The following is a 21915-nucleotide window of genomic DNA, read 5'->3' on the forward strand; positions in this document are numbered from 1 at the left end:
AAATTACATGGTAGGCCTACTTAAGAAACTTGTTATATTTTTATCTAATACTAAAAATTTTTGGTATAATAGGTTGATTTTTAAATATAAAAAAGTTAACTGTAGTGACTTTCCAAGAATATACGGTGAAATTTTTATCAGAAATCAAGGTAGTATTTCAATTGGTAAAAATGTTTCATTCAATTCCGGACCTTATGCCAACCCTATCGGAGGAGACACCAGAATGACTTTAATAGTGGGGAAATCTGCCATTTTAAATATTGGAAATGGAACGGGCATTTCGAACTCAACAGTAATTTGCCTAGAAAATATAAGCATTGGTAACAATGTCAAAATAGGGGGTAGTGTTAAAATTTATGATACAGATTTTCATTCACTAGACCCTGAAAACAGAAAAATAAAAGAAAAAGACATACCAAAAACGAAACCTGTTGTAATCAATGACAACTCATTTATTGGAGCGCACAGTATTATTCTAAAAGGTGTTACTATAGGTGAAAACAGCATAATTGGCGCTGGATCCGTAGTCACGAAATCAGTCCCTTCTGGGGAAATTTGGGCAGGGAATCCAGCTAAATTCATAAGAAGTATTCCAAATTCAAAAGATAAACTTACCTAATGATTTCAATACTCACATATATTCAGCATATAGGCTGGCCCATAGTCGCTCTATTTGCTTTCTTTCTATTAAATCCTTTTGACTTAGGGTATTTAGCTGGGTATCTGTTGGTACCTATCATATATACTCGTGGTGATTTTATTAAAACAAACCTTGATTCTTCTTTTTTCATTCTTTTTATTTTTTCTGTAGTTTACGCCCTATTCTATAGTTTTGACCCAAATATGCACATTCAAACGTTTGTGTTTTATATGTTCTTTCCTCCCACATTTTATCTTTTAGGAAAGTATTTTGTCATAAAAACCAAAACTGTTAGACAACTCTATATTCTTTTCTTTATCGTTGCTTGTCTATATTCCTTTACCGCTTTGGCCTCTGTAGCATTAAATCTTGTAAAAGGTGGGTTTGCTCAATATGATCGAACGATAGGAATTTTTTGGAATGGAAGGCTGGTTACGGCGACCTTAATGGCGGCCTTCTTTACCTATAACATGTGCATTCCTACGTTACTTTTAATTCCCCAGAAAAAAATTAAATTGGTTTATAAACTTGGTGCGGTAGGTATATTTATCATTTCCCTACTTTGTACGTTCAGACTAGGAAGCAGAACCCAACTTGCTATTTGTATGCTCTCTATTGTTATGGGACTATTGTTTATAATACCCAAGCAATCGATAAAGCAGAACTTGAAACTTTTTGCTTTCATGATTATTATGGCCTTTGCTCTGCTGAAATTCGTGTCATTTGATTTGGATGCGGATTATCTATCAGTTTTGGGAAACAGATTACAAGAAAGTGAAGATACCGGCACTGCTGGGAACAGGTCTCAGCGTTGGGCAAAATCCTTAGCCAATTTATTTACCAAACCTTTTGGTTGGGAGCGAACGGAATTTGGGTATAGTCATAACCTTTGGTTAGATGTCGCACAATCTACAGGATTACTACCTTTTATACTTTTGCTGCTTTTCACAATTAAGAGTTCACTGAAAATTGTTAAAGTGATACTTGTCAAAAATCAAAACCTACCATTTCAAACAATGGTGATTACTTATTTTATGGCCACGCATCTTCTGTTTTTTGTAGAACCCGTAATGCTAGGAGCCTTCTATATGTTCGTCTTATTTTGCTTCTTTCAAGGCGCCACGAACGTTTATGCCAAGAATTGGTTGAATAATGAAACTATTAGTTCTCCTGAACAAGATTCAAAATTAGTCCAATAAAAAGCGAACCTTCCGTTTTAAAAAAAATAAACGGAACAAAATGAGGCTTCATGAATAGAAAAAAATTCTTATATCATATGCATTATTTCCGTGCATTTGCAATACTGAATATAATGATGGATCATGTTTGGCTCTATCCCGTGCATCATGACAAGACTAACCCAGATGCCATTTTAATTGAATCTGCTCGAGAAGCTTTCTTCGGTGGCAGTACAATATATTTCATTATAATATCAGGGTTTCTTTTTCATCACCTCAAGTCTAAATTTACCTTTTCAAAATATTATATATCAAAGATTAAAAATGTTGTTTCACCTTACGTATTTTTTTCTATTCTCATTCTCGCCCTTACAACATTCTTAGGTTCTGTGGTGAATTCTTCAATACCCGATTTTTTAGCGGATATTCCTAAAGTACTCATCCACGGAACAGCTCTAGGTCCATTCTGGTACATTCCTTTCATAATTCCCATTTTCATTGTTAGTCCACTACTTTTGAAAATTCCAGAAAAAATATTCATCAAATTTGTCCCGTTTATCTTTCTATTGCCCCTCTTAGGCACTAGAACCGGTACAACATTGAGTTTTGGTCTCTATTTATACCTATTCCCTATTTATTTGATGGGTTTCTATTTATCAATGAACTATTCGCAAATAATGAGCAAGATTAGCCGCTATCGGACGCAGCTCGGTATTTTAGCGGTACTCGCCATAATTACTACTTTTTATCTTCGAATGGAGTCAATAGATGACATCAACAGGAATCTATATCAGTCAGTACTATATATTAAAAATATATCCATTTCATTGGTAGTGTTATCCCTTATGAAGAAAAGGGAGGAAAAAAGGTCAAGGTTATTGAACAGCTTGGCAAATTATAGTTTTGCTTTATTTTTCCTTCACGATTTTATAAACTACAAAGTTATCGCTGTATCAAGAAAAATAAGCTCCATTCTAGACTATAACTATACATTTATTTGGTCGTTAATATGGGCTTTATTCGTTATTTCCTTGACCTTGTTATTGTGTATATTAGGAAAAAAAATAACAGGAAAATATTCAAGACCTTTGATGGGTGCATAAGTTTATGCTTATTTACAAAGGATGGAAGATTGTTCTTTCAACAGTCTGTTGATTTAATAGAATATAAAAATATTAGATTTTTATTTTTATTCTCTCGGCCAATAGATTTAACTGAACATTAAAATCAAACTCCTTTAATGCTCTTTTTTGAATTTGAAGACGTCTTTCAAACGAAAAATCTTCATGATTTATTGATGCAATGACCCTATTCAAATCTTGATAATTTGATGATTCCGCAATCCAGCCTAACTCACAACTCATGATAATATCCTCACCTTCGCCCCCACCAAAATAAAGCATGGGAAGCCCCAATCTAGCGTATTCAAATATTTTCGAGGGTACCGATCCATAAATTCTATTTAACAGTGGTATTATTGTTATATCGTAACGCATTAAAGCACTGTGTAATTGGTTTCTCGAAACCGAACCATGGTATATTATAGGTAGTGTAGGATTCTCTTCAATAAACTTTTCTATTTTCGACTGCTCCGCTCCCGCTCCATAAATATGAAACTCAATGTTGTCATAAATTAAATTTTCACATAGCTTATGAATCCCTTGAGCAATTCCAAGTAGTCCCGCGTACACAATTGTTATTCTTTGAGGTTGAATTCCTGTTTCGTTCAAGAATGGTGGTTCAAAATCTGGAAAATTTCGATATAAGACCGTTTCTTTGTTTGGAAATATAGAAGTAACATGAGTTAGTATTTCTTCACTTTGCCCTAATATAAGGTCGGCCCTCTTATAGTTGATTCGTTCAATCTTCTCTAAGAGTCCGTAGCTGAAATTCTTTTTGAACGCACCCAATTCCAATCCGGCTATTGGCCATAAATCACTTACGTTTAAAATAAGGTTACGACCTTTTCTCCTTAAGAAGAGCATACTGGTAAAGGCCACTAATAAAGGCGGTGACTGTACTATCACCAAGTTTGGCACCCTATTGGTAATGAAAAACCAAATAAGGCTTAAACTATACGATATCATTGCGAACAACCGTAATATTTTATTTTTTGAATTACTGGCATATAACCAAAGACGGTGAACTTCTATATTATTCTCAACCGAAGTTTTTTTAAAAGCTCCCCTATAGTTATCAAATATGCGCCCGGTAGGATAATTGGGTAGGGGCGTGATAACTGATACTTTGAAATCTTTTTTTGACAATCCTTCAGCAAGATGGTGAATCCGATTGGAAGCCGCACCCGATTCAGGTGGGTAATAACTCGTAATAATCAAGATTTCTCGCATTTTACAAACTATAAATTATATATGTCTGCTATTGCGTCTACAATTCTCTCGGCAGCATGACCATCCCATAGTTTTGGGATACTTCCTTTCTTCCAATTTCCTGAAAGCAGAACAGAAAAGGCTTCTTTAATTTTATCCGAATCACTTCCCACAAGAACATTCGTACCAATTTCACAGGTTTCGGGGCGTTCGGTAGAATCTCTTAAGGTAATACAGGGGACATTCATTACCGTTGTCTCTTCTGTAATACCACCAGAATCCGTTAAGACTGCAAAAGCATTCTTTACTAAATAATTGAAATGTAGATACCCTAAAGGCTCAATAAAATGAAGGTTATCAAAATTCAAATTCAATCCTTCTAACAACTTTTTAGTCCTAGGGTGTACCGGAAAAACAATAGGGAAATCCTTGCCCAAATCGACAAGCTGAGTTATTAAACCCTTCAGTTGATGCTCTTCATCAACATTGCTAGGTCGGTGAAGAGTCATTACCATATATTTTTTGGCCTCTAGTTTCAATGCGTTCCAAACTGGAGGTTTTACCAATCGCGATTCGTTTTTGAGCAATGTATCGATCATTACATTTCCTGTGAAAAAAATCTTATCATCAGAAACTCCAACTTTCTTCAAATTTTCATTAGCATAGGTCGAAGTTGTAAAAAAATAATCAGTAAGACTATCTGTTACAATTCTATTGATTTCTTCAGGCATATTCATGTCACCTGATCTTATTCCAGCTTCTATGTGCGCAACATCAACTCCTGCTTTTTTTGCTACAATAGCACAGGCCATAGTGGACGTTACATCACCGACTACAACAACCAAATCACAAGGACTCTCTTCCAAGTATTTCTCAAAACCTATCATTATGGCCGCCGTCTGTTCCGATTGAGTCCCACTTTTCACTTCGAGATTTGCATCAGGAAAAGGAATGTTTAATTCTTCGAAAAAAGTGCCACTTAAATTTTTATCATAGTGCTGACCTGTATGAACCAATTGATAAGTTATATCGTGACCTTGTTGTTTTTTATTGATAATTGCATCAATAATTGGGGCGATTTTCATAAAATTTGGTCGAGCTCCAGCAATAATAGTAATTCGCATATTTATTTTTTTTACTTCAGCTATCTTAAGTATTTTCTATATTACAATAGTAAAATGAATTTTCAATCAATTCATCTATAAATTCCGAAGATGATCTAATTCTTTTGAAAGCAGGAAAATTCAGCTCGCTATAAATAATTTCGGGGCAAAGATAGATTTATTTTTGGTTATGGCTAAGCGGTAGCGCATTAGAGTGAGGTTGCGTATTCTATTGTATATCTAATAGCAAGTCTGAATACTTGAAAAATGGACACTCTCCGCAAGGAGGCATCATTAGTTCTTACTAAAAATAACGTAGAAATAACCTATAAAGGGTATAATGAAATTTTCAAGACTTATTTTCGCGAAAATATTCAAACGAGTTAAAGATCAATAACCGCTGAATGACATTGCGGTAAATGTTAAAAATATCAACCTATTTTTTCATGATTACCTTTAGTAGACTAATAAGATCGATAAATAACCTACGACCAACATCTTATCTTTTTTTTGAAGCATTCATCTAATTTTACCATGGAAAGGAAACGATTAAATATTTTCAGCTTATTTTTACCCCTGCCACCACAATCAAAAAGCATGTTGAAGCGCTCTAAACTGAATATACCCGAAAGAAAACTTATTCTTTTTTTTGGTGACCTTATTATTATATCCTTTGGGTTATTTTTCTTTATCAATTCTGTCATAGATTCTCGCCCTAGACCAGAGATTGCCAATATCGTCTTAACTTTTACAGGCTTCTTTACTTATTTCTTTCTGGCCTATGTACTTAACTTCTACTATCTAGGAAAAGAATCTCGCTACTCCGTCGGACTTATAATGAAAGGGCTTGTGGTTACCGTTCTTTTCATTTTTGTGGAAATTTTGAGTGCTGTAATTCTTTTCGACCTTAGTTTTTGGAGAGTTAACCTTTTAATTTTTCTTTTTGGTCTCCCTTTCGCCATACTCCTTTGGAGACGCATATTTACTTACATTTTTAAGTTTATATCAACAACAAAGCATGTTCTGTATTTTTATAACGACCAATCAAAAGAGAATAAAGAAAAAGAAATAGAAGTAGTAAACGGTCTTGGTATACACACGTTTTATGAAGTTCAAGAGGCCATGAATATTGATGACCCTAAATCATTTCTTTCAGAAAAAGAGCTTCGGAAATTATCTAAAAAAGTTGATTCTTGGATTATTAATATCGATACTCAACAGCCGATGCCGAAATTTATTGAGAAAGCGATGTTGAACTCTTTGGTTAAAGGCAAAGAGGTTATTACATTTTCATCGTTTTACGAGAATATTTATGAAGCCATTCCTATTGTTTCCTACAACCCTAATGATAGTTGTGCGGAAATATTGCAATTGCAGCACACCCGAGTCAGGTATTTATATAAAATTTTCAATTTTACAGTAAATTTCCTTTTATGCCTTTTCGTTGGGCTTGTATTCGCATTGGTCACTCCTTTTGTGTTCCTTCTGAACTTTTTCTTTAATAGAGGACCCTTATTTTATACTCAAAAAAGAGTGGGACGATTCGGCAAGGAATTTAAAGTTTATAAATTTCGGTCAATGGTCGTTGATGCTGAAAAATCAGGGGCTAAAATGGCCAAGAAAAATGATGCGAGAATTACGCCCTTCGGAAAAATCCTTAGAATGTTCAGAGTTGATGAGCTTCCTCAAATAATGTCTGTAATAAATGGGGATATGTTGTTTATTGGACCTAGACCTGAGAGAAAAGTGTTTGTTCGAAAATTGAATGAAATAACACCCTACTACAATATTAGACATTTGGTTAAACCAGGTGTGACTGGCTGGGCTCAAGTGAAATATCGATATGGAGAAAATCTGGAAGATTCGATACAAAAATTAGAGTACGACCTGTATTATATTAAAAACCGGACTATCACCCTAGATTTGAGAATTATTTTCAAAACTTTTACAACTATCTTGTTTTCAAGAGGAATCTGATAGGCTAATATTACCGATTTAGATATTGTAAAGTCCGACTAAAAGTCGGACTTTTTTTATATACTATTAAGGGTTGACCAGAGATTTGGGTTTGTAACAGCCTTAAATTGACCCTATCAGTACGAAGTCTTTATCTCGCAGAATAAATCCACTTATAGTCTTATCAGCCTTCTTTTAAACGAATCGAGATCTAGCTACATTCCAGCTCTTATTATACAGTCCGACTTTTAATCGGACTCTTTTTATATCCTATCCAGAGGTAATGGATTATATCAGCCTTAAATTGCCTCTATCAGTACGAAGTCTTTATCCCGTAAAACAAATCCACTTATAGTCTTATCAGCCTTCTTTTCAGCCAATGGAAATCTAACGATATTCCCAACTCTAATAGTAAATCAACAAAACTAGGTCAAATCACTGTCACCCTATCAAGTGCTTATTTGGGTACAGATCACTTAGCAAGATATTTAATGACACCTCTCAATATATAATAGGATATGGGAGTCCACATCAATTGAAGTCGATAATGCCATCTAATTCAGAAACTAAGTGAACATGACATAAAAAATACCGAAAGATATCTCTTTCGGTATTTCTCTATCCATATGATTAGTTGTCTTGTATAGTTCCCTATGAATATATTAATATCAGAAAGGCAGTCTCTATAATTTATAGAGACTGCCTTTTTGATGTTTATTGGAGTTAAACCAATTTCTTCAATTCAATAAATGAATTTCTATGAACCTTGAATGTTAGAATTTTGTTGCAATAAACTCAGACCTCCGGTTAACTTTGTGTTTTTCCTCGCTACAGTAGGTACTGTCATCACATTCATTCAATAACCTATCTTCTCCATAGGCCGCTGCCTGCAACCTTTTCGAATCTATTCCCTGTTTCACAAGATAACTTTTGGTCTGATCTGCCCGCTTCTGGGACAGCCACTGGTTATATGGAGAAGCACCTCTTGAATCGGTATGAGAAGTTACTTTGAGCTCCAACTCGGGTATTTCCCGCATTAAATTGGCCAGTTTGTCTAGAACACTAAGAGATTCGTTTCTAATGTAGGAAGAATTTAATGCGAAATACACAAACCCTAACCGTTTTATTCTATCTTCAATATCGCTTTTTCGCTTATTTTCGGCATCTATTCTAGCTTGTTCTGCATCGGCCAATCGCTTTCTTTCCTTTTCCAAGGCCAATCTTTCTGCCAAAGCCGCCGCTTCTTCAGCCCTATTTGCCGAAGCTATGGAATCTTGTATGCGTTCTCGTTCATTTGCTATCTCATCTATTAACGCTAATTTCTCTAAGCCCTTCTTCGATAACCCTTTCTCAATACCGAAACGATAAACCACCCCTAAGCCATGTTGAATATGATTCGTAGCACCATTGTCTCCAATCGCCCATTTTCCACTCGAATTGAGGTCCAATCCCCATTTGTCGGAAAACCAAGTCCTGAAACCAACAACAGCATTGTAGGTGCCGCGCGGATTATTATTTGCATCGGTATACCCCAGACCTACACCAACGTAAGGATCAAACCAAGCCGTTTCTCCTATAATTTTATTAAGGTCATAGCTTAACCTAGAATCTATGCCGAAATAACTTATGTCATCAGGGTTTATCAATCCATCAATGACAAAGCCTTTTTTGTATTTGTTGTAAGTTCCAATTACTTCAAGGCCCAACCCGCTTTTGAAATATCTTCCGACGCTTATTCTCGAAGGAAAAGCTACGGCGTTCCATTGATCCTTTATAGTGGTAAAATCATTGAAAGCGTCTCCAGAATCGTCAACAATATTATAACCAAGTCCTACCATCCAGGAACTGTTTACAATACTGTCTTTTGAGGTAAGTTTTAAATCTTCTTCCTGTGAATAAATCTGACCTAAAGTGAATAATAGGCATAGGGCCAAAGCCTTTCTATATATTTGCATAAGTTTATAATTTGGGACAATTAATGTGTAAAATTAGGCAGACCAGTCTTTTTCAGAGAAAAAAAACTTTGAAAAGTAAGAATATTCGTTAGATAGTTGAAATACCAAAATCATCGATTTAGGTCACTCTCCTTTAACAACGATTTCCTTTTGGGTAATGGGCAGGGTGTATAGGCTAAAAGGACTAATAATCGCCGTTCCAGAAGTTTGCTTCGGTTTGTTCGAACGTAAAACCAAAGTAGTCGGGCTTTCTTCCAATATCGAAAGTTCGGGTGTTGCATTACCCCGCTGCAAACCACCGCAAAAAATGATGGCTATTTCTTGATCAAAATCTATTTTTGGTACCGGAAGTCCTGGTTTTCTAGTCCTGTTTATTTCTGCGAAGAAACTTTGTAATCTTTTGGTGTCTTTGATAATCAAAACTTCGGTGGAATCACTTCCACCGTAATTATCTTGTAGAATTAAGGTCAATCTGTCATCATCGCTAGCCGCATTTTTTTGGGTGTTCTTTTGTGCATTACATGACAAAAGAATACCCAAAACACCACAAAGTACAATTACTCTTGACTTAACTGTACGACTCTTTAAAACGACTTTTATATGCTTTTTCATAAATAGCTTCGTAAAGCGGAAGCACTTTCAAAATATCAAATTGTAAGGATGCTTGATAGGCATTCTCTTTGAACTGGTCCAAGGTTTTATCATCACCCAGTATACGCATTGCATTATCGGCCATCTCATCAATATTACCTACATCGCTCAAAAAACCTGTGACTCCCTGTTGATTGACTTCGGGAACACCCCCAGTATTGCTCGATATAACTGGAACCCTATTGGCCATTGCCTCTAAAGCCGCCAATCCGAAACTCTCGGATTCGGAAGGGAGCAAAAAGAGATCGGAGAAGCACAAAATTCGGTCAATTTCATTGCTATTTCCTAAAAAGATTACTTTTTCGGAAATTCCTAATTTATCACATAACTCCTCTGCCCCTACTTTTTCAGGACCTTCACCTACCATTATCAATTTAGCGGATATTTTTCGCTGTATTCTTTCGAATATTCTTATAACGTCCGGTATACGTTTCACCTTTCTAAAATTGCTAATGTGCGTAATAATTCGCTCATCATCATGGGCCATTATCGATCGTTGACAATCGGTAAAGGAAGCCTTATACTTATTCTTGTCAATAAAATTAGGAACTACTTCAATCTCCTTTTTGATAGCAAATAACCCTAAGGTTTGTTGCTTTAGACTCTCGGAAACCGAGGTCACTACATCAGATTGATTTATACTGAAGGTTACTGCAGGTTTATAAAATGGGTGTTTTCCCACCAACGTTATATCCGTTCCGTGTAATGTTGTAATCATGGGAACATGAATATTTTCCTCCTCTAACATCTTTTTTGCCATATACCCGGCATACGCATGAGGAATCGCATAGTGAACATGTAAAAGTTCGATACCGTATAACTTGATGGTATCAACTAGCTTGCTTGACAATGCCAATTCATAAGGCTGATAATGAAACAAAGGGTATTCGGGAACATTCACTTCATGAAAATGAATTCTATTGTTCAAGAGTTCTAGGCGCACGGGTTGCTGATAGGTCACAAAATGTATTTCGTGCCCTCTATTGGCCAAAGCTATACCAAGTTCTGTGGCTACAACGCCACTTCCACCAAAGGTCGGGTAACAAACAATTGCTATTTTCATCTCGACAAAATTACAGTTTAATTTAGAATAGCGTCGTAAATGGCCTTTTGAATGCGTGTTCTTAACCCCGATTTAACTAATAACGTATTTGAAGCTGTAGGATAGGTTCTATTCGATAAGAAAACATAAACTATTTCTTCTTCTGGATCGGCCCAAGTATAAGTACCTGTAAAGCCACTATGACCAAAACTCTTTCGTGAAACACAACCACAAGTTGGCCCGCTGTTTTCCAATTGTGGTTTATCAAAACCAACCCCTCTTCTCACGTGCCTATCACAGAAATAGCAATTATTGAATTTTTTAATAGTTCTATCTTCCAAAAATCGCGTACCTCCGTAAAATCCTCCCTGTAAATACATTTGCATGATTTTGGCTACGTCGTTGGCATTACTGAATAAACCAGCATGGCCTCCTACCCCACCCTGCATTGCCGCACCCATATCGTGAACATACCCCTGTACTGTCTGATGCCTATAATACTTATCTACTTCAGATGGCACAATGATGTTCTTCGGAAACTTTTGTAAAGGGTTGTAACTTGTATGTGAAGCACCCAAGGGTTTATACAAAAAGTCGTCGGCCAATTGGTCCATACCTTTTTTATAGAAATCTTCAATATATTTCTTCATCACATAGTAACCCACATCACTATATCGATATCTATTAGACTTTAAACTTTGCCGGCCTATACGATTATATATAGAATCTTTATAGGCATCTGTAAGATACAAGTTGTCACTGACCTTAAATGAAAACCCCTTGGTAGGGGCATTTCTATAAAATTCAGAAGATGGCTTTTTATTTTTATCCAACGTATCGATATAAAAGGCGATCCAAGCTGGTAAGCGTCCATAATGTGATAAAGCTTTCAGTACGGTGACGTCTTTTAATTCGGAATCGGCATATTCGGGAACTAAGTCCTGAAAGGTATCATTCAGTGCTACTTTTCCTTCTTCCTCCATTTTCATGATTAATGGTAGTGTTGCCAATATCTTGGTCATTGACGCCAAATCATAAATATTTTCGGTGGAAATATTCTCTTTAGATTCGTAAGTAGGCTTTCCGAAACCTTTGTGATATATAACTTTTCCTTTGCGTGCAATCAAAACCTGAGCCCCAGGATACATTAAAGAGTCAAGTCCATCTTGAACCAAATGATCCACCTCTGCAAGTTTCGAAGAACTAAAGCCGACCCGTTCTGGATAGCTATAGCCCAATCGCATCAAGGACTTTAACTGCACGTTCGTCTTCACCGGAAAGTCTTTGTGTGCCATTACAGGTAATACACCTTTAGCCGGAATAGCGCCAAAAATTAGCTGGGCCGCTTTTTCTTGTGCTAATTTGCTGTTCTGATAGGCCATTACCACCCCATCAATATTGGCAAATGAGTCAATATCCAACAATGCATAAGGCTTCGCAAATACAGAAAGTATCAGGTTTGAGCTTCTTGAATCAGCTATTGCTTTTAACCATGACAACTCATTTTTTGAAAACTTGTAAGATTTCCATGGACTTTCATTGCTCTTGTGAAAGCCGATAATAACCAAATTGTAGTCAGCCAATTTTTTCTTTAACGTCACAATATCTTTGCCATTGACCTGAGTGACGTCGGCGTAATTGTTCAATTCATTTATAAAAGGGTCGCTATTTGCGTCACCGAATTTCACGTACGCTATTTTTTTATTCTCCAATTTTTTAATCCCCATGAGATAAAAATTGTTCTTTACTACCGTAATCGCATTTTCAATGGCTTCTTCATAAACCAAATCATCTTCTAATGAATTCAAATCTTCGTATAGATTGTTCAGGTCTATTGGACGGTATTGGTTTAGGCCCACTTTGTATTTGGCCATCAATATTTTTTTCACCGAGCTTGACAATCTTTCCTCGGTAATATTGCCTTTGTTGTATGCTTTAATAAGTTTTTCCTTAGCTTTTTCTACCTCCGTCGGCATTAAAAGAATATCGTTGCCGGCCATAAAAGCAGCCAACTCAACATCTCCATCTTTTCCACTATTGGCCACACCCTTCATATTCAGGGCATCAGTAAAGACCAATCCTTTGAAACCCATTTTATCTTTAAGCAAACCTGAAATAATCTGTTCCGATAACGAAGAGGGTAGATTTTCCTTTATTTCTAAACTCGGTACATTTAAATGGGCGACCATCACACTGCTCAACCCTTCCCTAATTAATTTTTTATAGGGATAGAGCTCAATACTGTCTAACCTAGACCTCGAAAAATTGATTATTGGCAGTGCATGATGCGAATCTGTCGCTGTATCACCATGTCCAGGAAAATGCTTGCCACTTGAGAGTATTCCTGCTTTATGCATACCTTTCATGAAAGCAACCCCTTTGTTGGTAACATTATCCCTATCCTCACCAAAGGAACGATTTCCTATTATGGGATTTTTAGGATTTATATTGATATCGACATCAGGGGCAAAATTGATATGAACACCTAGTCGTTTGGCATGCTTTCCTATCTGTTGCCCTACTTTTTCCACCACATTATTATCGGTTATGGCTCCCAAGGTCATATTCCAGGGAAAAGCATAGGTCGAATCTAAACGCATGGCGAGGCCCCATTCCGCATCCATCCCAATTAGCAGAGGTATTTTAGATGCTGCTTGATACGTATTTGTCAGTTTGGCCTGTCGCACCGGTCCTCCTGTTGAAAAAATAACCCCTCCAATACGCTGTTTGCGAATAAGGTCCGTTATTCTATCCGTACTTTCCTTACTTTGATCGGATGCCACACTCACCATGAACAACTGCCCCACCCTTTCGTCTAATGACATTTCATTATACCGGGCATCTACCCAGATTTGCTGTAAAAGACTATCACTGGCAACTAGTGGATTCGATTGGCCAAAAACAGGTGAAATGAAATAGGAAAAGAAAATGAGTGCTATATAAAAGCGCATATTAAAATCATCTAGGGGAATAACTCAAACCATGTAAAAATATTGCATTTCATCGGATCTGTATTGAACTTAAAGGTTGTAGCCAGCATATGAACTGAATAAACCGATGCAAAAATCACATAAACCTTGCGTGCCAACTTTCAGAAGCGGGTACTTCCCAATTTTCAAGATATTCAGCTTTGGTGGCTACTAAATTGTTGAATACAACTGTATTTGCCGAAACTGCTTTTTGTTTGGCCATTTTCCTAAAATCGGCCAGTGGCTTGTAGGCGACAAATTCTCCTTGTTTATAGGAAACGTTCATTTTGTCCAATAACTCCACATTATATCTCTTCTCCAATTGCTGGATGAAATGAACGGAGGCATCTATGGAGCAACCGGAAGCGGCAGCCATTGATTGATCCAAAGCCAAAATGATAAATCTATTATATCTTATGGTATATCCCGCCTTTAAATCCGCTCCATGAGCGGTCCATTGCTCAATAAAGCCATTAAGCTCTTGTTCTACTTCTATAAGTTCTTCAGGAGAAAAACTTCTGCTGGCTTGGAATATCCAAACCCGTGAGGTATCGGGTAGTTCTTCAAAATCTACTAACATCTTCAATTAATCTTTTTGAGGCGTTTCTATTCAATGGTCGAAAAGGAATCTTAATAATTTACATATTAATAAGATACAGTTGTTCATTACCAAAGTCGTACCAAAGTGATAATCCTTAATTCCAATTTTCTTAAAATCTACAAATCTTCCGCGTTGGCGATAAGCTCTGCAATATCCATGACCACTACAGAAGCTTCCTTCTCCTTACTTTTTACCCCATCGGTCATCATGGTGTTACAAAAAGGACAAGCGGCTGCAATTATTTCAGGTTGGGTTTCTAGTGCCTGCTCGGTACGTTCGACGTTTACGTCTTTATCTCCCTTTTCGGGCTCTTTGAACATCTGTCCTCCTCCGGCACCACAGCATAACCCCTGTTTTTTACAATTTTTCATTTCTACCAACTCGGCATCGAGTTTTCGAATCAATTCACGAGGAGCTTCGTAGACACCGTTAGCCCTGCCAAGGTAACAGGGATCGTGAAAGGTTATTCGTTTTCCCTTAAATTTCCCACCTTCTATAGAAATTTTACCCTCCTCCAATAATTGCTTTAAAAATTGGGTGTGGTGCAAAACTTCGTAAGTTCCGCCTAAACCAGGGTATTCATTTTTTAAAGTATTAAAACAATGGGGACAGGTCGTAACGATTTTTTTCACCTCGTACCCATTCATAACCTCGATATTGGTCATCGCTTGCATTTGGAACAAAAATTCATTGCCCGAACGTTTGGCTGGATCTCCAGTGCAACTTTCTTCCGTTCCTAAAACGGCAAATGAAACATTCGCCTGATTTAGTATTTTGACGAATGCCTTCGTTATTTTCTTCGCCCTATCATCAAAACTACCAGCGCAGCCTACCCAAAATAAGACATCTGGTTGTTGACCGGCAGCGAAAAGTTCAGCCATTGTCGGTACCTTCAATTTACTTTCCATATCACAGTTCTTCTTTCCAGTTTAGCCGATCCATTTGGTTGAATGGCCATGGGGCTCCATTATTCTCGATATTGGTCATCATATTGTTCAAATCGGAGGGCGCCGCCGATTGCTCCATCACCAAGTATTGTCGCATATCCATAATAATGGATAGTGGATCTATACTTACCGGACAGGCTTCTACACAAGCATTACAAGATGTACAGGCCCAAAGTTCTTCACGAGTGATATAATCATCAAGCAATTGCTTACCATCATCTTCAAACTTACCCTTATTGGCATCCAAGTTTTTACCGACCTCCTCGATACGGTCTCGAGTGTCCATCATAATTTTTCTTGGAGAAAGCTTCTTACCGGTTTGATTCGCCGGGCACTCACTGGTACATCGTCCACATTCTGTACAGGTGTAGGCATTCAATAACTGCACCCAACTCAAATCCATAATATCGGAGGCACCAAATTTCTCAGGATCGGCAGCATCTTCGGCCGGAGCGGCAAAAGGATCCGCAGACGGATCAAGCATTAGTTTTACTTCTTGGGTTACGGCATCTAGGTTCTTGAATTTTCCCTTCGGCCCTAATTTTCCAAAATAGGTATTGGGAAAAGCCAGCAGTATGTGTAAGTGTTTCGAAAAATACAGATAATTCAAGAAAATCAAAATACCCGTAATATGAAGCCACCAAGCAGTGCGTTCAACCACAATTAGTGTCGAAAGAGACAAACCTTCAAAAATCGGAGCTATAAACCGGCTTACCGGAAAAGATCCCGCTTCAGTATAGTGTGCAGCACCCAACTGCTGAAGTTGGTAATCGGCAGCATTCATTGTTAAAAACAAAAGCATCAAGACCAACTCTATATACAAAATAAGATTACCATCTTTCTTAGGCCAACCTTTCATTTCAGGCTTAATAAAACGTTGTAATCTAATAATGTTTCTACGTATCCAAAATAAAATCACAGCCACAATTACCAATAGGGCCAAAATTTCAAACGAGGCGATTAAGAAATCATAGAGCGTACCCAAGGGAGCAAAAATGCGATGGGTACCAAAGATACCATCGATGATGATTTCCAGTACTTCTATATTAATGATGATGAAGCCTACGTAAACGATGATGTGGAGAAAACCTGCTACAGGCCTTACGACCATTTTTGTTTGCCCAAGGGCAATTCTGGTCATGTTTTTCCAGCGTTGGGGTTTATTGTCGGAAACATCAATGTCTTTGCCCAGTTTAATATTTCTTCTGAGCTTCTTTATGTTGTTCACGAAATACCCAATACCTACCGCTAGAATTATTAAAAAAATGATATTAGGAAGGTAGTTCATTATTGGTCTTCTGTTTTTTCGGCCGGATCATCTTCAGGAACGGTATAATCTTTTTGTTTTTTGCCAAAAACGGAAACATTTACGTAGCGTTTCGGATTCAAACGAAAATCTTGAAGCAGTAAATCCAATTCTTTGGAAGCATTATTTAGATTGGCATAGAGTTGCTCGTCTTGCATCAACTTACCCAAGGTACCATCTCCTCTTTCTATTCCCGCCAAAACCTTATCAAGATTGGCCACTGTCGATTCTAAACTTGCCAGAGTTCTACCGAGGCCTGCATTATTGAGTGAATCGGATAAACTGGCGAAATTATAGGTCAACTTTTGAAAATTCGTCATGGAGCTGTCCAACTTACTCTGATTATCGCTCAATATATTACTGAGTATATCTGCACTTCGCTTAAAACTACTAATAGTACTGTTAAGTCCGCTCAGACTCTCTTGCAAATCTCGCTTCGCCTTAGTGTCTAAAATTTGATTTACATTCATTAATAGCGAATCTGCATTTGTAAAGGCATCTTCTACTTTTAACTGTAAAGGCGTAAGCTTTTGCTGTAGTAAATCGGTCAGTCCGGGTCTTGTATTTGTGATCAAGGTGTCTCCTGATTTTGCGGAAGGAGCATCATCAAAAACCGGTTTAATCTGTATGCCTTTACCCCCGATAATACCCGTATCATAGAGCTCGGCCTTACTATTTCTGGAAAACGAAAAATTATTATTTACCGAAAATGTAACGATAAGCTTCCCAGAGGCGTCTTTAAACTTTATGTCGTTCACACTACCCACATTAAACCCATTTATTGATACCTGAGTACCGGGCTGTAGTCCCCCAACATGATCATAGACCGCATACAAGGTTTTACTATTGTCAAAAAGTGGTGTAGATTTCAGATAACTGAATCCTAAAATAAACAAGAGAATACCGCCTATAACGATAATTCCCGTCTTAATTTCTCTCGATAGTTTCAAAAGCAAGTTTTTCTAGTGCCTAACAAAATTAGAAATAAAAATTAGATGACAGCATTATTTATTCCGAAACGTATTTAGCTACCTCTTTCGCAGGAATTCTTACACCATTTCTATATCCCACAATATATGACGACTTATATCCGTTCAAATCGGCATTTGACTTTAACAGTTTGGCCTCACTTATCGAATTTGTACTCCCATAAAGGTAACGATACAGGTTATTAACAGGCTCTTTCGTTATTTTATTCAATCCGTTGAAGAAATCAGGGCTTAACGGAAGGTCTTTAGAACTAGCAAATATCTGTACCTTAAATATTAAATCTTTCTTATCGTTGGCCTTTTTCAAGTCGTGTGGCTTAACCGTTTCTTGTGATTTGCTTTCTTCTTTAGTCGGTTTCTCTCTAACCACTATCGGTTTTTCTACCACCGGTGGAGGCGGAGGCGTGACTTCCTTGGTTTTCTTAGTCACGGGAGCAGTGGATTTAAGCGGTGTAATACTAGGGGCGGCTTTCTTTGCTTCCTTTTTATCTTTTACATCACCAGAAGGTAATTCAGGGGTTGAGGGTATGCTACCGGCCATACCGGTGAAACTAGTATTCGATTGAACACTTTTCTTATAGTCAAGTATGGCATCTGAAATGGCTTCTCCGATTTCTGCCTGACCTTTCTTTGAATTAAGATAAGATCCTTCCTTTTTATTTGTCAAAAAACCAGTTTCGACCAAAACACTGGGCATAAATGTTTGATGTAATACAATAAACCCCGCTTGCTTTACCTTTCTGTCGGTACGTTTAAGTTTCCCCGAGAAATTATCTTGAATCATTTTTGCCAAGGCGATGCTCTGGTCCAAGAATTCTTCCTGCATGATCGTCAAACCAATAACGGACTCCGGAGAGTTAATATCATAATTCGCATAACGGCTCTCGTAGTTATCCTCTAAATAAATAACTGAGTTCTCCTTTTTGGCAATTTCGAAATTCTGTTTATTGGCGTGAAGCCCTAAAACAAATGTACCCGCACCTTGCGCATCTGAGGTGTGCGAATCACAATGAACAGAAACAAAAAGATCGGCATTGGCTTTATTGGCAATTTCCCCCCTAACGTATAAATCAATGAAAGTATCGTCTTTTCGAGTATATATCACCTTTATATCAGGGTTTTGCTCAAGAACACGCCCAACCTTAAGAACAATATTCAACGCAATATTCTTTTCAAAATAGCCGTTACCCAAATTTCCAGGGTCGTGACCACCATGGCCGGCATCAAGAACAACTATAAATTTGTCATCGTCGGCCTGTTGGGCATAACCAAAGTTGAAGGACAATAGGAAAAAAAATAATACAGAAAAAAGGACTAAAAAAGGTTTTTTCATATAAAGGTCTTCATCGCGTTTTGTTATTCTTCCGATGGTTAAATTTATTGTAATACCCTACAAGAGGAACAAAAAATATATGTAAGTTTGCCCGAATACTACCAGTCAACATAGTGCGGGACGCCACCAAACGGTTACAAAAATAGGATATATAGCCTTGCAATCAAACAAACATTATCTACTTTTCCTATTACTGCTATTCATTGGCACTCTTTTTGGCGTCGCACAAGAAGACCAAATTGTACCACTTCCAATTAAAGCGCAAGAGGACAGTATAGTCGCCCCCATACTGATGGTCAACCCGTTGAGCAACAATGTGGTAAAAGACTCCGCCAATATTGATTCATCAGCGGTCAAACAATCAGTTCTATTAGACAAAATCAAATATAAGGCCAAAGATTATGTGAAACTCAGCCAGAAAGACCAGAAAATATATTTATACAACGAGGCCGAGATATATTACCAAGACACAGAATTAAAAGCCGGTATTATTATTATGGACTATGTCAAGAATGAGGTATATGCAGGTCGCATCAAAGATTCCGTCGGCAATTACACCCAATTACCCTATTTCAAACAGGGTGACAATGAAGTAAGGCCCGATTCTATTCGCTTTAATTTTGATACCGAAAAAGCATTGATTTGGAATTCCCGTACGGAGCAACAGGCCGGCCTGGACCAATTGGGAAGTGATGCCATGAAAGTATATGCCGAAATAACAAAAAAGGAGAACGATTCGGTATATTTTCTACATGAAGGAAAACTCACAACTTCGCAAGACACCATAAATCCTGATTACTACATCAGAATACGAAAGGCGAAATTTGTACCCAAAAAGAAGGTGATCGCCGGTTTCAGCAACCTTTATATTGCCGATGTACCAACACCAATAGCACTACCGTTCGCTTATTTTCCACTTACGGTCGGAAGAACGGCAGGTCTGATGATGCCAACTTTTGGTAACGATCCCGATCGCGGCTACTTTCTTCAAGATGGTGGTTACTACTTTCCCATCAGCGATTATGTAGATTTAACCCTTACCGGAGATCTATATACCAACGGAAGTTATGGTTTTAGAACACAATCGGTCTATTCAAAACGATATAGGTATCGTGGTAATGTCAATTTCAGATATGAAAATTTGGTTAACAGCCAGAAAGGATTCAGTGATTATAGCAGAAGCACTATTTACAATGTACAGATTTCACATTCGCAAGACACAAAGGCCAGCCCCAATTCAAGATTCTCGGCATCAGTGAATTTAGGAAGCAGTTCGTACTATCAAAATTCATTGTTGCAGCGTAACCTGCCCAACACCCAGAACAACACCCTCAGTTCATCGATTTCGTATTCTAAGACCTTTCCCGCCTACCCTTCGGTCAATATGAGTTTGACGGCCACCCACAGCCAAAATACCAATACGGAGAACATAGAAATGACGCTACCTACGTTTCAAGCGAGTATGGAGCGCATTTTTCCCTTTGCAAAAAGGGATGGTATCAAAAAGGGGGCTTTACAAAACATTAATTTTCAGTATGATGTGAATGCCCGAAACAGCTTATCCATTACCGAAGACCAGTTCTTCCAAAGTGGTATGTTCGAAAATGCAAGGGTCGGTGCCCGACACCGTTTGCCTATCAGTACAAATTTTAAAGTGGCTAAATTTTTCAGTGTTTCTATGGGAGGAAGCTATGAAGATGTGTGGACATTGGAAACGTTTGCACAACGTTATGACGCCGAAGCCGGCGCGGTCGTAAGAGACACCGTCTCGGGTTTTGACCGCTATAACAAGTACAATCTAAGCGCCAGCATTGGAACGACATTGTACGGAACTTTCGAATTTGGGGAAGATAAAAAAATACAGGCCATTCGACATGTAATGCGACCATCGCTAAGCTATGGCTACGCACCTTCCTTTGAACAATTCTATGATGAGTATTTGGATGCCAACGGAGAAGTTGTACAATATAGTAGGTTTACGGGAACCTTAAATGGAGCGCCAAGCCTGAGCCGATCGAACAGCCTTAGTTTTTCACTGGCCAATACACTGGAGGCAAAGGTACGTGATAAAGACTCGACGGCCCTTAAACCAAAGAAAGTACCCTTACTGAGCAACTTCAATGTATCGACAGGATACAATTTAGAAGCCGATTCGTTAAAATTAAGTCCTTTAAGTGTTAACGGGGGAACGAATATCTTGAACAACAAAATGTCGGTCAACTTTTCGGCAGGTTTAGATCCCTATGCTATTGACAACAATGGCAGGCGAATTAATACCTGGAACATCGACAATGGCGGAAGTCTTTTAAGACTTACTAGGGCGAACATCAACGTGGGCTATTCAATCGATAGTAAAACATTCGGAAAAAAGGAGGATGACAAAGACGAAGATGAGGAAAACCCATACGATTATGTAGCGCAAAGTGGGGGCCGTACGGATGACCTTTTTGGTCAGGCGGACAACTTTAATGACCCAAGAAGGCAGGAAGAAGAACAAAACAAGAAGGGCGAAGATGTTGAAAACCCCATCTATGGGACTAAGATACCATGGGACTTTAGATTGGCATATTCCGCCACTTATTCCAACTCAAGCAGACAAGATGAGTTCAGTAGCCATTCTTTGATGTTCTCCGGAAACATTGAACTATCTCCCCGATGGAAAATCGGAGGATCCTCAGGTTATGATTTCAAAAATAATGGGTTCACACTCACACAGTTGCGTTTCGAACGTGACTTAAAGAGTTTTACTATGCGTTTTAACTGGTCTCCCTTCGGTAAATATGAGCGGTGGTATTTTTTCATCGGCATAAAGAGCTCGATACTTAGTGATTTGAAATGGGAAAACAGAAGCCAGTAATTCAAATATATTGCCTCAGTTTCCTCATTTTAAAAATTTCAATTTTAATTGCGTAAGA

At 37.8% G+C, this 21915-nt stretch carries 16 protein-coding genes; 5 read left to right on the forward strand and 11 right to left on the reverse strand.

What is annotated here, in order from left to right; genetic code table 11:
* Nucleotides 1–7 precede the first annotated feature (7 nt).
* From BLS33_RS03350 to BLS33_RS03360, 3 genes are read left to right on the forward strand one after another with little or no spacing between them, the layout of a single operon-like run.
* Nucleotides 8–619, forward strand: a complete 612-nt coding sequence (locus tag BLS33_RS03350; protein ID WP_089885272.1) for an acyltransferase — start codon at nt 8–10, stop codon at nt 617–619.
* On the forward strand, nt 619–1839 hold the full coding sequence (locus tag BLS33_RS03355) for a hypothetical protein (protein WP_089885274.1): 1221 nt from the start codon (nt 619–621) through the stop codon (nt 1837–1839). Before BLS33_RS03350 ends, BLS33_RS03355 begins: the two co-directional genes overlap by 1 nt.
* Nucleotides 1840–1889: 50 nt before the next feature.
* Nucleotides 1890–2921: an acyltransferase family protein gene (locus BLS33_RS03360; protein WP_089885277.1), complete on the forward strand. Its 1032-nt coding sequence runs from the start codon at nt 1890–1892 to the stop codon at nt 2919–2921.
* 72 nt (nt 2922–2993) lie between these two features.
* On the opposite strand, the gene BLS33_RS03365 is transcribed toward BLS33_RS03360, so the two are convergent.
* Complete coding sequence (locus tag BLS33_RS03365) at nt 2994–4169, reverse strand: glycosyltransferase family 4 protein (protein ID WP_089885279.1); 1176 nt, start codon at nt 4167–4169, stop codon at nt 2994–2996.
* A gap of 8 nt (nt 4170–4177) precedes the next feature.
* Nucleotides 4178–5272, reverse strand: a complete 1095-nt coding sequence (gene wecB, locus BLS33_RS03370) for a non-hydrolyzing UDP-N-acetylglucosamine 2-epimerase (RefSeq protein ID WP_089885281.1) — start codon at nt 5270–5272, stop codon at nt 4178–4180.
* Nucleotides 5273–5848: 576 nt separating this feature from the next.
* Here wecB and BLS33_RS03375 point away from each other — a divergent pair.
* A complete protein-coding gene (locus BLS33_RS03375) occupies nt 5849–7228 on the forward strand; it encodes a sugar transferase (RefSeq protein ID WP_089886197.1) in 1380 nt (459 codons plus the stop codon).
* 752 nt (nt 7229–7980) lie between these two features.
* Here the strand turns inward: BLS33_RS03375 and BLS33_RS03380 are convergent.
* From BLS33_RS03380 to BLS33_RS03420, 9 genes are all read right to left on the reverse strand, one after another.
* A complete protein-coding gene (locus tag BLS33_RS03380; protein WP_089885283.1) occupies nt 7981–9162 on the reverse strand; it encodes an OmpA family protein in 1182 nt (393 codons plus the stop codon).
* A gap of 123 nt (nt 9163–9285) precedes the next feature.
* Nucleotides 9286–9774, reverse strand: a complete 489-nt coding sequence (locus tag BLS33_RS03385) for a hypothetical protein (protein ID WP_089885285.1) — start codon at nt 9772–9774, stop codon at nt 9286–9288.
* Nucleotides 9731–10876: an N-acetyl-alpha-D-glucosaminyl L-malate synthase BshA gene (bshA, locus tag BLS33_RS03390; protein ID WP_089885287.1), complete on the reverse strand. Its 1146-nt coding sequence runs from the start codon at nt 10874–10876 to the stop codon at nt 9731–9733. Before bshA ends, BLS33_RS03385 begins: the two co-directional genes overlap by 44 nt.
* A gap of 17 nt (nt 10877–10893) precedes the next feature.
* The gene (locus tag BLS33_RS03395; protein ID WP_089885289.1) at nt 10894–13806 is read right to left on the reverse strand and encodes a serine hydrolase domain-containing protein; all 2913 of its coding nucleotides are present in this window, start codon (nt 13804–13806) and stop codon (nt 10894–10896) included.
* A 115-nt stretch (nt 13807–13921) separates the two neighbouring features.
* Nucleotides 13922–14404: an ABC transporter ATPase gene (locus BLS33_RS03400; RefSeq protein WP_089885290.1), complete on the reverse strand. Its 483-nt coding sequence runs from the start codon at nt 14402–14404 to the stop codon at nt 13922–13924.
* A gap of 137 nt (nt 14405–14541) precedes the next feature.
* Nucleotides 14542–15333, reverse strand: a complete 792-nt coding sequence (locus tag BLS33_RS03405; protein ID WP_089885292.1) for a (Fe-S)-binding protein — start codon at nt 15331–15333, stop codon at nt 14542–14544.
* Nucleotide 15334: 1 nt separating this feature from the next.
* Nucleotides 15335–16660 (reverse strand): 4Fe-4S dicluster domain-containing protein, encoded by a 1326-nt coding sequence (locus BLS33_RS03410; RefSeq protein ID WP_089885294.1) that lies wholly within the window; start codon nt 16658–16660, stop codon nt 15335–15337.
* On the reverse strand, nt 16660–17628 hold the full coding sequence (locus tag BLS33_RS03415; RefSeq protein WP_089886199.1) for an MlaD family protein: 969 nt from the start codon (nt 17626–17628) through the stop codon (nt 16660–16662). The genes BLS33_RS03410 and BLS33_RS03415 overlap by 1 nt, the downstream gene beginning before the upstream one ends.
* 58 nt (nt 17629–17686) lie before the next feature.
* The gene (locus BLS33_RS03420; RefSeq protein WP_089885296.1) at nt 17687–19000 is read right to left on the reverse strand and encodes an N-acetylmuramoyl-L-alanine amidase family protein; all 1314 of its coding nucleotides are present in this window, start codon (nt 18998–19000) and stop codon (nt 17687–17689) included.
* A 157-nt stretch (nt 19001–19157) separates the two neighbouring features.
* Here BLS33_RS03420 and BLS33_RS03425 point away from each other — a divergent pair, with 157 nt between their 5' ends.
* Entirely contained in the window at nt 19158–21857 is a 2700-nt protein-coding gene (locus BLS33_RS03425; protein WP_089885298.1) for a putative LPS assembly protein LptD, read from the forward strand.
* Nucleotides 21858–21915: the final 58 nt, after the last annotated feature.

It is taken from the genome of Kriegella aquimaris, from assembly GCF_900103215.1.
GTDB lineage: Bacteria > Bacteroidota > Bacteroidia > Flavobacteriales > Flavobacteriaceae > Kriegella > Kriegella aquimaris.

Bases quoted from the DNA above. Each gene is read 5' to 3' on its own strand.
- BLS33_RS03350 (WP_089885272.1), top strand. From the start codon at position 8: ATGGTAGGCCTACTTAAGAAACTTGTTATATTTTTATCTAATACTAAA.
- BLS33_RS03355 (WP_089885274.1), top strand. From the start codon at position 619: ATGATTTCAATACTCACATATATTCAGCATATAGGCTGGCCCATAGTC.
- BLS33_RS03360 (WP_089885277.1), top strand. From the start codon at position 1,890: ATGAATAGAAAAAAATTCTTATATCATATGCATTATTTCCGTGCATTT.
- BLS33_RS03365 (WP_089885279.1), bottom strand. From the start codon at position 4,169: ATGCGAGAAATCTTGATTATTACGAGTTATTACCCACCTGAATCGGGT.
- wecB (WP_089885281.1), bottom strand. From the start codon at position 5,272: ATGCGAATTACTATTATTGCTGGAGCTCGACCAAATTTTATGAAAATC.
- BLS33_RS03375 (WP_089886197.1), top strand. From the start codon at position 5,849: ATGTTGAAGCGCTCTAAACTGAATATACCCGAAAGAAAACTTATTCTT.
- BLS33_RS03380 (WP_089885283.1), bottom strand. From the start codon at position 9,162: ATGCAAATATATAGAAAGGCTTTGGCCCTATGCCTATTATTCACTTTA.
- BLS33_RS03385 (WP_089885285.1), bottom strand. From the start codon at position 9,774: ATGAAAAAGCATATAAAAGTCGTTTTAAAGAGTCGTACAGTTAAGTCA.
- bshA (WP_089885287.1), bottom strand. From the start codon at position 10,876: ATGAAAATAGCAATTGTTTGTTACCCGACCTTTGGTGGAAGTGGCGTT.
- BLS33_RS03395 (WP_089885289.1), bottom strand. From the start codon at position 13,806: ATGCGCTTTTATATAGCACTCATTTTCTTTTCCTATTTCATTTCACCT.
- BLS33_RS03400 (WP_089885290.1), bottom strand. From the start codon at position 14,404: ATGTTAGTAGATTTTGAAGAACTACCCGATACCTCACGGGTTTGGATA.
- BLS33_RS03405 (WP_089885292.1), bottom strand. From the start codon at position 15,333: ATGGAAAGTAAATTGAAGGTACCGACAATGGCTGAACTTTTCGCTGCC.
- BLS33_RS03410 (WP_089885294.1), bottom strand. From the start codon at position 16,660: ATGAACTACCTTCCTAATATCATTTTTTTAATAATTCTAGCGGTAGGT.
- BLS33_RS03420 (WP_089885296.1), bottom strand. From the start codon at position 19,000: ATGAAAAAACCTTTTTTAGTCCTTTTTTCTGTATTATTTTTTTTCCTA.